General features: G+C 63.3%; 11 protein-coding genes. 9 read left to right on the top strand and 2 right to left on the bottom strand.

Annotated features, from left to right (window positions below):
* Positions 1-136 precede the first annotated feature (136 nt).
* The 3 genes from JMF90_RS07640 (at position 137) to JMF90_RS07630 (ending at position 3,222) form a co-directional block, all read left to right on the top strand.
* Entirely contained in the window at positions 137-328 is a 192-nt protein-coding gene (locus JMF90_RS07640) for a CsbD family protein (protein ID WP_011694517.1), read from the top strand.
* Positions 329-746: 418 nt separating this feature from the next.
* Positions 747-1,898 carry a branched-chain amino acid ABC transporter substrate-binding protein gene (locus JMF90_RS07635; protein WP_011694518.1) on the top strand — a complete coding sequence of 384 codons (1,152 nt, stop codon included), beginning with the start codon at positions 747-749 and terminating at the stop codon, positions 1,896-1,898.
* A 151-nt stretch (positions 1,899-2,049) separates the two neighbouring features.
* On the top strand, positions 2,050-3,222 hold the full coding sequence (locus JMF90_RS07630) for an FAD-binding oxidoreductase (RefSeq protein ID WP_011694519.1): 1,173 nt from the start codon (positions 2,050-2,052) through the stop codon (positions 3,220-3,222).
* Positions 3,223-3,316: 94 nt separating this feature from the next.
* Here the strand turns inward: JMF90_RS07630 and JMF90_RS07625 are convergent, their stop codons facing one another.
* Complete coding sequence (locus tag JMF90_RS07625; RefSeq protein WP_050809578.1) at positions 3,317-4,498, bottom strand: serine hydrolase; 1,182 nt, start codon at positions 4,496-4,498, stop codon at positions 3,317-3,319.
* A 276-nt stretch (positions 4,499-4,774) separates the two neighbouring features.
* Between JMF90_RS07625 and JMF90_RS07620 the strand changes: the two genes are divergently transcribed.
* From JMF90_RS07620 to JMF90_RS07600, 5 genes are all read left to right on the top strand, one after another.
* Entirely contained in the window at positions 4,775-5,902 is a 1,128-nt protein-coding gene (locus JMF90_RS07620) for an aminotransferase class V-fold PLP-dependent enzyme (protein ID WP_011694521.1), read from the top strand.
* A 96-nt stretch (positions 5,903-5,998) separates the two neighbouring features.
* Positions 5,999-6,568, top strand: coding sequence for a YdeI family protein (locus tag JMF90_RS07615; protein ID WP_041489661.1), 570 nt, complete (start codon positions 5,999-6,001; stop codon positions 6,566-6,568).
* A 638-nt stretch (positions 6,569-7,206) separates the two neighbouring features.
* Positions 7,207-8,175, top strand: coding sequence for a NucA/NucB deoxyribonuclease domain-containing protein (locus JMF90_RS07610; RefSeq protein WP_236597957.1), 969 nt, complete (start codon positions 7,207-7,209; stop codon positions 8,173-8,175).
* Positions 8,141-10,276, top strand: coding sequence for an SMI1/KNR4 family protein (locus tag JMF90_RS07605; protein ID WP_227745916.1), 2,136 nt, complete (start codon positions 8,141-8,143; stop codon positions 10,274-10,276). Before JMF90_RS07610 ends, JMF90_RS07605 begins: the two co-directional genes overlap by 35 nt.
* 96 nt (positions 10,277-10,372) lie before the next feature.
* Positions 10,373-10,879 carry a GNAT family N-acetyltransferase gene (locus JMF90_RS07600; protein ID WP_011694525.1) on the top strand — a complete coding sequence of 169 codons (507 nt, stop codon included), beginning with the start codon at positions 10,373-10,375 and terminating at the stop codon, positions 10,877-10,879.
* A gap of 102 nt (positions 10,880-10,981) precedes the next feature.
* Here JMF90_RS07600 and JMF90_RS07595 read toward each other — a convergent pair whose 3' ends face one another.
* Positions 10,982-11,557 (bottom strand): TetR/AcrR family transcriptional regulator, encoded by a 576-nt coding sequence (locus JMF90_RS07595; protein WP_011694526.1) that lies wholly within the window; start codon positions 11,555-11,557, stop codon positions 10,982-10,984.
* Between the two features lie 147 nt (positions 11,558-11,704).
* Here JMF90_RS07595 and JMF90_RS07590 point away from each other — a divergent pair.
* On the top strand, positions 11,705-12,245 hold a 541-nt coding region (locus JMF90_RS07590; protein WP_201325017.1), incomplete at its 3' end, for a glutathione S-transferase N-terminal domain-containing protein.

Here is a 12,245-nt window from a genome sequence, read left to right as displayed (position 1 = left end):
CGGTACGAATGCACCATGCGGATTGGTGCATCCGCATCTACCTCGCGCGGCGCCCGCTTGCGATCCTGTCCACTCGGCGGTGCGACGGAGGGCGCCGCATCGCCGGCTCTCCCTCAAACCATCGCAGGAGATGACCATGGACAGGAATCGCATCGAAGGCAAGCTCAAACAGGTCAGGGGTTCGGTCAAGGAAGCACTCGGCAAGGTGACGGGCGACCGCGAGACCGAAGCGGAAGGTGTGGCCGAACAGCAGGCCGGCAAGCTTCAGGAGAAGGCCGGCGAGGCGGCCGATGCGGTGCGTAACCAGACGGGCACCGATCGGCACTGACCGATGACGCGGCGCCCGCAAGGGGCGTTGCGAAGGCCGGCCGGGCCGCCCTCGCAACGATGATGCGTTGCCGGCATGACCACGGTCGGCCTTGACCCGGCGGCGCGGCCGCTGTCTCCTGCCGCAGACTTCCATCCCGGCTCACCGTCATACGGGCCGCGGATCGGCCATGACCACGGAACTTGATGACCAAATCTCACAACATAGTTCCGATATTTCGTTTGCTGCACGGGTATTGGCTACCCACAATCCATTCACCTCTTTCGCGATGAAAGGTTCTTCGGAGACGGAACCGCGGTGATCGGCCAGCCGGTCGGGCGCATGGCGCCTCGGCGGCGCACGCCATCGCCGGCGCGCAGGAGGTTGCCGACGGGCGCCGATCGCGCGTTGCATCCCGACCCCCAGAAGAAGGACAGCCATGACGTTCCGCATTCGTTCGCTTTCCGGCGTCGCACTGACCGCCGCGCTTCTCGCGTTCCAGACGGGCGCGGCCCATGCGCAGGAGACGATCGTCAAGGTCGGCGTGGCCGGCCCGCTGACGGGCGGCGGCGCCGCTTACGGGAAAGACATCGAGAACGGCGTGCGCATGGCGGTCGACGAAGCGAATGCCGCTCGCACGATGGTCGGCGGCAAGCCGGTGAAATTCGTCATCGCGTCGCAGGACGACCAGAGTGATCCGCGCACCGGCGTGCAGGCCGCGCAGCAACTCGCCGACGCACAGGTGGCCGTCGTGATCGGCCACTTCAATTCGGGCACGACGCTGCCCGCGTCGAAGATCTACGCGAAGGCCGGCATTCCGATGATCACGCCGTCGGCGACCAATCCCGACATCACGCGCGCCGGGCTCGGCACCGTGTATCGCGTGATCGCGACCGATACGCAAAACGCGGGCAACGCCGGTGCGTACGCCGCGAGCGTGACGAAGGCGAAGCGCATCGCGATCATCGACGATCGCACCGCGTTCGGCCAGGGCGAAGCCGACGAATTCGAGAAGGCCGTGAAGGCGAACGGCGGCACGATCGTCACGCGCGAATTCACGAACGACAAGGCCGTCGACTTCAGCGCGCAGCTCACGAAGATCAAGAGCACCAACGCCGATCTCGTGTTCTTCGGCGGGCTCGACGCACAGGCCGCGATGCTCGTGAAGCGCATGCGCCAGCTCGGCATCCGCGCGCAGTTCCTCGCGGGCGGCGGCGTGATGAACGCGAACTTCATCAAGCTGGCCGGCAATGCGGCCGAAGGCGCGTCGGTGTGGGAATACGGGCAGCCGCTGTCGCGTCTCGCGAAGGGCAAGCTGTTCGAAACGAAATTCAAGCAGAAGTACGGCGTCGACATGCTCGCGTATGCGCCGTTCGCGTACGACGCGACGTGGATCGCGATCAACGCGATGCAGAAGGCGAACTCGACGAAGCCGGCCGATTTCAACGGCGCGCTGAAGGGCACGCGCTACGACGGCATCACGGGCACCATCGCGTTCACGAACACGGGCGACCTGAAGAACCCGAGCTCGACGCTGTATGAAGTGAAGAACGCCGCGTGGCAGCCCGTCACGACCCAGTCGGCGGACTGAACGCAACCCGCGCGCGGGCTTTCGCGGCGATGCCGGACGTGCTGAAATAGCCGAAGCGATCGTTCACGAAGCCTGCCTGCGGCACGCCGCGCGAGTCGCGGCGCGAATCACCCACAGGCCCTGAGCCTTTTACGTGCAACCGGAGTCAGTCGTGAGTTCTCAAGTCGTCATCGTCGGCGGTGGTGTGATCGGCAGCTCGATCGCTTATTTCCTGCGCGCCACCGATCCCACGGTCGCCGTGACCGTCATCGAGCGCGACCCCACCTATGCCAGATCGTCGTCGGCGCTGTCGGCCGCGTCGATTCGCCAGCAGTTCTCCACGCCGCTGTCGATCGAGATGTCGCTGTTCGGCATCGAGTTCCTGCGCACGATCGGCGAGCGGCTCGAAGTGGACGGCAACCGGCCGTCGATCGATCTGCACGAAGGCGGTTACCTGTTCCTCGCGACGCCGGCCGGCGACGCGACGCTGCGCGAGAACCATGCGCTGCAGACGCGCCTCGGCGCCGATATCCGGCTGATGGACGGCGACGCGCTGCGCGCGAAGTTTCCGTGGCTGAACGTCGACGATCTCGTGTCGGGCGCGTACGGCGTGAGCGGCGAAGGCTGGTTCGACGGCTACGGGCTCGTGCAGGCGCTGCGCAAGAAGGCGCAGGCGCTCGGCGCGCGCTACGTGCCGGCCGACGTGAAGGACGTGGTGCGCGACGGCCGCAGGATCACGCATGTCGTGACGGGCGACGGTGAACGCTATGCGTGCGACACGCTCGTCAACGCGGCCGGCGCATGGACGCGCACGCTGTCGTCGATGATGGGCATCGACATTCCCGTGTATGCGCGGCGGCGCAGCATCTTCAACGTATCGTCGCCGGCGAAGCTCGCCGATTGCCCGCTGCTGATCGATCCGACCGGCGTGTATTTCCGGCCGGAAGGGCGCACGTATATCTGCGGCACGTCGCCGAGCCCGGATCGCGACCCGGACGACCTGCCGCTCGACGAAGTCGACCACGGCCTGTTCGACGACGTGATCTGGCCGACGCTCGCGCACCGCGTGCCGGAATTCGAGGCGCTGCGCGTCGAGAATTGCTGGTCCGGTTACTACGAGTACAACGTGTTCGATCACAACGCGATCATCGGCTACCACCCCGAACTCGACAACGTCGTGTTCGCGAACGGCTACAGCGGCCACGGGCTGCAGCAAGGGCCGGCGACGGGGCGGGGCGTCAGCGAACTCATTCTGGGCGGGCGTTACGACACGCTCGACCTGTCGTCGCTCGGCTGGGCGCGCGTGCTCGAAAACCGGCCGATCGTCGAAAAGAACGTCGTGTAGCGCGGCGTGACCGCCCGGTATGGGGTGGGCGGAATTCTCCTAGTGTCTCAAACCCGTTGGCCCGACTGTGTCGGGCCTTTTTTCGTGGCGTGCATCAGCCGACGCCATAGACGGCATCGCGCAGATCGAGCGTGTACTGCCCGTTCATCCCTTCGTAGAGCGTGTTCGTCAGCGACACGACGGTGAGCCCGCGTGCGCGGTCGACGAACCACGAATGACCGTAGACGCCGCCCCAGCGCCACGTGCCGACGGATTCCGGCGACGCGGCCGCCTGCGGGTCGCGCAACACCGAGAAGCCGATCCCGAAGCCCGCGCCGGGCAGGTCCGGCAATTCCAAATCGCCGGTCTGTACGCGGCCCATCTCGTCGACCAGCTCAGTCGGCAGGATCGTGCCGCCGCCCGCGCGCAGCGTGTCCAGCACCGTCAGCACGTCGCCCGCGGTGCCGACCATCCCGGCGCCGCCCGACGGGAACGCGTGTGCATTCAGCGCGCGCGACGGCGAGTACGTGACGCCGACGAAGCCTTCGTCGATGGGCACCGTCTCGTTCTCGGCGAGCCGGTGCGGCTGCGGCGTGTCGTTCACGTACGGCGTGGCGAGCCGCGCCGGATCGCGTGCGACGAACCCAGTGTCGCGCGCACCGAGCGGGCGCAGCACGAGCGCATCGATCGCATCGGCGAGCGGCACGCCGCAGACGGCCTCGATCAGCGCACCGATGACGTCGATCGACAGCGAATAATTCCAGCTCGTGCCGGGCGCGAACAGCAGCCGCACGCTCGCGATCCGGCGCAGGTTTTCGGCGAGCGTGATCGATGCGCCATCCAGCCCGTCGGAGACACCCGCACGCGCATAGGGGCCGTTCGCGTCGGTTTCGTTGAAACGATAGTCGAGGCCGGCGGTATGCACGAGCAACTGGCGCACCGTGATCGTCGGCACGCGGCCGTCGGGCAGCGCCGGACGGAAGTCGGGCAGCCAGCGCGCGATGTCTTCGTCGAGCGACAGCTTGCGTTGCGCGACGAGCGCCATCGCGGCCGCCGACACGATCGGCTTCGTCACCGATGCGAGCCGGAACAGCGTGTCCTCGCGCATCGGCGTACGCGATTCGCGATCCGCGAACCCGGCCGCGCGGCGATAGACGAGCTCGCCGTCGCGGGCGACGAGGACGACCGCGCCGACCAGCCGCTGCGTGTCGAGCTGGCGGGACAGGACCGTGTCGATGCGCTCGGCGAGCGCCGGATCGGTGGACGACTGCTGTGACGATGCGGGAGAGGAGGTCATCGAAGTTTCCGTCGTGAAGGGCCTGGTCGACATGTTATGAGGCGGTTGCCGCACGCGTCGTTAATCCTTACTCCGAACAGGGCGATGGGCGCGGCATGGGCCGGCATGGGCGAACACCGACCCCGGCGGCCGACAAAATAGGCGCCAATCGTCCGGCGGCGTTCGTTAGAATCTGCTTTCGTCGAGGAAATGACGCATTTGCATGGTGCAGAGCAGTATCGAATCGAAGACGCTGCTTGTCCTGATTCCATCGTTCATCTTTCACCGGAGGCGAGCATGCCAGGTTTACTTCCCGATGTTGACCGCGAGGGGCTCCTCGAATATTCGGTGGTGTACACCGATCGCTCGGTCAACCATATGTCGCAGCGCTTCCAGGGTGTCATGCGCGACATCTCCGCCACGCTGAAAAAAGTCTACAACGCGAAATCGGTCGCGATCGTCCCGGGCAGCGGGACGTTCGGCATGGAAGCCGTGGCGCGACAGTTCGCGACGAACGAGAAGTGCCTCGTGATCCGCAACGGCTGGTTCAGCTTTCGCTGGTCGCAGATCTTCGACATGGGCAGCATTCCGTCCGAGACGACGGTGCTGAAGGCGCGCCCGGTGGAAGCGGGCAGGCAAGCGGCCTATGCGCCGGCGCCGATCGATGAAGTGGTCGCCGCGATCAAGGAAAACAAACCCGATCTCGTGTTCGCGCCGCACGTCGAAACCGCGTCCGGGATCATGCTGCCCGATGCGTACCTGCGCGCGGTGGCCGATGCCGTGCATGCGGTCGGCGGCATGTTCGTGCTGGATTGCATCGCGTCCGGCACCGTGTGGGTCGACATGCAGGCGAGCGGCGTCGATATCCTGATCAGTGCGCCGCAAAAGGGCTGGAGCGCGTCGCCGTGTTGCGCGATGGTCATGTTGAGCCCGCTCGCACGCGAGCGTATCGATGCGACGACCAGCACCAGCTTCGCGTGCGATCTGCGCAAGTGGCTGCAGATCATGGAAGCGTACGAGGGCGGCGGGTTCGCGTATCACGCGACGATGCCCACGGACAGCCTCACGACGCTGCGCGACGTGATGAAGGAAACCGACGCATACGGCTTCGACAAGGTGAAGGCGGAACAGCTCGAACTCGGCGAGCGCATTCGTGCGCTGCTGACGGAGAAGGGGTTCAGGAGCGTGGCCGCGAAAGGGTTCGAGGCGCCGGGTGTCGTGGTGAGCTACACGGACGATGACGGGATTCGCACCGGGAAGAAATTCGCCGATGTCGGTTTGCAGATCGCGGCGGGCGTGCCGTTGCAATGCGACGAGCGGGAGGACTTCAAGACGTTCCGGCTCGGGTTGTTCGGTCTCGACAAGCTGCATGATGTCGATGGCGCGGTGAAGCGGTTTGCCGATGCGTTGAACCGGATTGTTTGACGCGGTTTTGCGGAGTGGAGTGTTTGGGTGGCCGCCGCTCAACCGTTGAGCGGCGGCTTTTTAGTCGTTGAAAACGCAACCATTCTGGATCGTGACATGACCGAAGGCGCTCTAACGTTTGCCAGTCAGGCTGAATGGGAAAGCTGGTTGGGGCAGAACGGCGGCACGTCGACCGGAGCATGGCTGCGGCTCGCGAAAAAAGGCGCGGGGCAGCGAACCGTCAGCTATGAAGCGGCGGTGGAAAGCGCCCTCTGCCACGGCTGGATCGATGGCCAGAAGAAGGCCGAGAGCGAGCAATACTGGTTACAACGCTTTACCCCGCGCTCGGCGAAGAGCATCTGGTCCAAAATCAACAAGGACAAGGCCGAAGCGCTGATCGTCGCCGGCAGGATGCGCCGGGCCGGCCTGCGTGAAATCGAGAAGGCCAAACAAGACGGCCGTTGGGAGGCTGCCTATACGTCGGCCAGCAATGCGATCGTGCCGGACGACTTGCAGGCGGCTCTGGACGCCAATCCCAAAGCCGCGAAGTTTTTTGCGACGCTGAACAGCCGTAATCGCTATGCGATCCTGTTCCGGATACAGAACGCCAGGAAGCCTGAAACACGGGCACGCAAAATCGCGGAGTTCATCGACATGCTGAAGCGGGGCGAGACGTTTCATCCGTAGGGCTGTGCTGCCGGCGGCATGCCAGAAGAACCGCGCGGGACCGGGAACAGCTGAACGCGGACAGCTACCGCACCCAGTGACGGAAGCGTTCAATTTTTCGGCGCGCCGAGATCAGTTGTGTCGTGTGTGTGGATTCGGCCATGGAATATGGGCCTTGCGCGCGCCGCTTGGGATTGCAGTGTACGAATAAGAAATTCAATCCGGAGACGGAAGGGCCGAAGACTTGTTTGAACGAGGTCTCCAGGAGGGGCGTCGATCCTTGCGTCAGATGCGCTATGCAGTTGGGATTCTGATGTGACGGAATTGGCTTCATTGGCACGGTGTGGTCAGTTCACGTTGTGCGATTTTATGAATGACTTTGTTTATAAAAATAAAGCGCTCAAGGTATGGTTGGTCGTCGACTTGCATCTACCTGACGAAATTGACAGTTACATTTCATTTAAATGTTAATTTAAATTGATTTGCAGCTAAATCTGTCATTTCGATTAATGGAATAATCAGGAGGGGATGTGATTCATCGAATGCTGTTTGCCGGCGCGATTGTGCTTACAACGGCGATGCCTGCCCATGCGGGAAGTGCCACGGACGTCTCTCCCATCTGCACGACAGTCCGGACCGAACCAACCAGGGACTCGCTATTGAGCCGAAGCAGTTATTGCCAGAAAACGGTTCCGCTCGAATATGTCGCGAAGGACGATCAAAACAATGAAATCGGGCGAGTGGCTATCGACGCCTACGCGTATTCCGACAATCCATCGAATCAGCTCGCATGGCCATTGAAGTTCCGATTTCGCACACGCATCATTTCCGGCAATCCGGGCGGCCTGATGATCAAGCCTATCGTCGAATGCGGTTCGGATTGCACGGTTGCACCCAATGCCGGCGTACCGCTTGCCCTCGGCGGGCTGTCCAACGAAATATCGGTGATGGTCACGCCGAACATGGGATCCAGTAACCCGCTCAGGTTCAGTCCGACTCTCGAGTATCGGGTCGCGAAGTCGGGAGACTCGTTCGATAACGGTGCAAGCGTGAGTCCGTACGCAGGCGTGGGTTATATTCCCGACATTCGATGCGACGTCGCGCTCGTCAAGAGCAACTCGCAAGGATGCGTCTACGAGGACGCACCGGCGGTTCTCCGTACCATCGTCGCCACGAATCCCGACGTCGACGAATCGGCAATCCATATTCGCGAGGCGCAGGCGGCCGGCCGCCCCGGCAAGTTCGTGCCGAAGGGTGACGGCACGATTTTTCCTGATACCTGGGAGTCCAGGCCGCTGACACGCACGCGCGACGCAACGCTTCGGCGGGACAATCGGGATGCATCCAAGAAGCAATGCGTCGCGAAATACGGCTCGGTTAACGGCCAGTGCACGTTCACCGGCGATCCGGACGAAACGCCGACCGATTGCGATTGCGACGAGTATCCGTTTGCGTCGACCGAGCAGGGTGCATCAAGTGACCCGGAAGTATCGGTCAAACGTATCGATGCCAGCGATAATCGACGCGCGGGCGCTTTTCTCGGCAATTTCTATTTGAACCAGCGCGTGCTCGACCAAGAGAAATTCTACGTCGATGTCGGCTCTCAGCAGCCTGCGGCAAAACGTTGAGCCGCAGGGAAGGAAACGCGTGCCGTTGCCGCGGTTCGCGGGTATCTTCGGACCGCGGCACGAAAACATTCACCATATGAGCGATCACGAGAACTTCCCTTTCTGGCTTAACCAGCCCTATGAACGCTGTCGCCGCGTCGTGCCGGGCGCGATGCAATCCGAGACAGTGCCGATCGAGGATGCGCTGACGCGCGTGACGGCGGCCGATGTTTTCGCACCGGAGAATGTCCCGCCCGTTCCGCTCGCTGCGGTCGAAGGCTATGCATTGCGCGCATCCGATACCGTACATGCGACGCATGGTGCACCGGTCGAGCTCGATTTCGAGTTCAGTCGGCGCGCACTGGCTTCGTCGGCGGGCAGTCCGGCGGCTCGCGCAATCCACGCGCAGTGTGCGGTCGATGTCCCTCCGTATTTCCCGCTGCCGGAAAACGCCGACACCGTCGTCCCGAAAGGCGGTCTTGAAGTGACGCATCGCGACGCTCGGTCTTTCCTGCTGCTGCACGCGCCGTTATCCGCCGGGCAACACGTCATCGCTTCCGGCAGCGAATATCGACAAGGCAGCCTGCTCCTGCCCAAGGGCAGCCGGATAACGGCCGAATTGCAGATCGCGCTGACAGCGGCAGGCGTCCGCGATATCGAGGTGACGAAACGGCCGCGCATTGGCGTAGTGATCGTCGGGTATGAGCAGCGCGCTCCCGGCATCGCTCGCGAGCAATGGCAGCGGCCCGATACGAGCGGACCGTATATCCGTGCGGTACTGCAGCGCTGGGGATACAGGGTGTCGTCGATCGAGTACATCGAGCCGCCGGACATGACACTGCCGCCGCTCGAAGTGCAACAGAACGAGTACGCATTCCAGAAGAAGCTCGCCGAGTTCGCGCAACGTTACGACCTGATCGTCGGAGCCGGATTGCCTGCCACGCCGCCCTTCCGGGACATCGGACTGAATGCGCAACGAGTGTATTCGCGCGACGAGGCGACCGTCGAGATCAGACAAACACCGGCTGATCGTTTCAACTTCGGACGCAGTGACGATCGCTCGCCACCGAAGAAGACCACACTCCCGTTCACGCGGCCCGATGGTACGCAAAGCGGGATGACGGTCCTGACGAGCTACGATCAGGCCACGCTGATCAACCTGCCGGGCCACACGAGCGCAGTGGCGATGCTGATGCACGCGATCATGCCGCGTGTGCTCGATTTGCTCGAGCACGCCGCAACGCCCGGGCCGCATTGGGAAACCGGCATCATCGACCACAGCGTCGAGCGCGATGCCCAACTGAACGCGATGCGATGGGGTAACCTGCATCGTGGGGCCGACGGACACGTGGTCGTCCGCCTGCTTCCGCCCGAAGGCGACGGGTTGATCAGCGGTGTCGTGCATGCCGATGTGCTCGCCGCGATCCCGGCTGCGGAATATCCAATGGCTGCAGGTTCCTCCGTGCTGTTCCTGCGTCTCGATCGCGACCTTTCCAGCGAGCCGCCGCGCCAGACGGCGGCGACATCCGCCGAGGGAGCCTCACAATCGCCGCCAGCGGTTGAAACCCGTACGACAACCGTCGATATCGATGACGCACGCCCCATCGACCTTCGCGACACGTGGCAATGGCTCGACGCAGCATTCGCCGCCGATGCGTCACGCCTGCCTGGCGGACTCAACGGACCCGCGTCCGACGACGACATCGCTGCCTTACAGGTCGCGCTGGGTGCGACGCTGCCTGACGCACTCGTCGACAGTCTGCGGATTCACGATGGACAGGCGGCGTTGGGCGAGGCGTTTTCTGGAAGCGATGCGCTGCTGAGTGCCCGCGAGATCCTCGCGCAATGGCGCATCTGGAAAGGTCTCGTGGACGCTGGCGATTTCGGTGACATGACATCGGAACCGGATGCGGGCATCGCCGATGACTGGTACAACCTGAAATGGATTCCGTTTACGCATGACGGCAGCGGTAATCACTTGTGTGTCGACCTCGATCCCGCTGAGGGCGGCGTCGCCGGACAAGTGATTCGGGTCTGGCATGATGATGCGCGGCGCGAGCGTATCGCGAGGAGTTTTCCGGAGTGGCTTGCCGGTATCGCGTCGGCGCGACAATCAAGTTGAGTACCCGTGGAGCGTGTGGTCGTGCCATCTCGTCGATAATCGACGCGTGACGCGATGCGGCGAGATGGCGGCTCAGACTCAACGGAGAAACGAGCGATGGTTTCAAAGAACGTCCGCAGAGCGACGGCAGACGATGTCCCGGTGCTGACACAGATCCGGAACGATGCACATGCCAGAAAAGTCGCGCACGGCGACTACGTGTGGGGCAGGGATGGCGACGGCTTTTCCGAGCGGTGGGTGCGAAACCATGTCGCCGAGAAAGCCGTGTACGTCGTCGAACAGGATGGCGCGCTGGTCGGCACGTTCTCGCTCGACTTCGACGAGGACAGGCACTGGGGGCCGCAAGCGCCGATCGCCGGTTACGTGCATGGGCTTTGCGTGCGGCAAGGTTTCAACGGGCTCGGACTCGGCGGCTTCATGCTCGACTGGTGCGCTCATGAGGTGAGCCGCTTGAACCGGCGTTTGCTTCGACTCGACTGCGGCGCTGAAAACACGAAGCTCTGCGCTTACTACGAGTCGCTGGGCTTTGTCCGCGTCGGATTGAAAACGGACGGTATTGTCTGGTCCCTGTACGAAAAACCTGTCAGTTCGGCCAGCCGGTGATCGCGGCGGTCCGTCTGCAAACGCTGCAAGTGGGCCGCACGATTGACCATCGCGCGTTCGCGAACGTTCGACGTCACTCGACGCCGCGTCACCGTTGCCCTGCTACGCAGGCAACAGCCCCGCTTTACGATAATTGTCGATCAGCGCGTCATAGAGCGAGAGATCGGCGCGACTCCGCGCGATGAGCTGCGCGCCGGCGATGGCCGCGAAGATGGCCCGCGCCCGCTGTTTGCTCTCCCGGGCGCCGACCACGGCCGCCGCGGACAGAGCCTTGCTCAGCCACGCGACATTCACGTCGGCGAAGGCCAGGACTTCTTTCATCACGACTTCCGGCAGATCGTCGGTTTCGGCGGCCATGAAGCTGCAAAGGCACAGGCGGTTGCCGGTCTCGAGCGCCTTGCGGAAGGTATCCGGATAGCGACGCAGGCAATCCAGCGGATCGCGCGAGTTGGCCAGCATGTCGTCCAGCGCCGCCGCTGAATCCTCCCAATAACGCCTCGCTACCGCTGCGCCAAGATCGGCCTTGCTTTCGAAGTGGTGGTAGATGCTCGCGGCCTTGATCCCCACCTCGCTGGCGAGATCCCGATAGTTCAACCCGCCGTAGCCGTGCGTCTGCGCGAGCCTCGTGGCGGCCGCCAAGATTCTTTCTCTCGAGTTCGAGCTCGCGTCGTTCGCCACTGCTTCAGTCTCCGCGCACGGGAAAAGGGTGTTGACACCCCGGATTGTACCTTATATGGTTAACCTAACAAACGTTAGGTAGATTCATGGGCGACGTGTCTTTCACGTCGTCCCACCCCGTGGAACCGACTACGGAGCGCTCCCGCAATGACTTCCAGCAACGTCGATTTCGATGCAGCCCGACTGCCCCCGATGAAGATCCACGATTTCCCGACTGGGCCCTATCCGACCCGCGTGCGTATCGCGCTGGCCGAAAAAGGGCTGCAATCGCGCGTCGAGTTCGTGATGGTCGATCTTTACCAGGGCGAGCACAAAAAGCCCGAGTTCATCGCCGGCAAGAATTATTCGGGTACGTTGCCGGTGCTGGAGCTCGATGATGGCACCTGTATCGCCGAGTGCACGGCCATTACCGAATACCTCGACGCGCTCGATGGCGCGCCCACGCTCACCGGCAGCACGCCCCGCGAGAAGGGCATCATCCACATGATGAGCAAGCGCGCCGAGCTGGAGCTGCTCGATGCCATCAGCGTCTATTTCCATCACGGCACGCCGGGGCTGGGCCCCGACGTCGAGACGTATCAAAACCCGGAGTGGGGGTTCCGCCAACGCGACAAGGCACTGAGGGGCATGCGCTACTTCGATGCCGTTCTGCAAAGCCGGCCGTATGTCGCGGGCGAGGCGTTCTCGA

It is taken from the genome of Burkholderia sp. E168m23 (assembly GCF_016586125.1).
Classification (GTDB): domain Bacteria; phylum Pseudomonadota; class Gammaproteobacteria; order Burkholderiales; family Burkholderiaceae; genus Burkholderia; species Burkholderia orbicola.
This window is presented reverse-complemented; position numbering and strand designations above follow the sequence as displayed.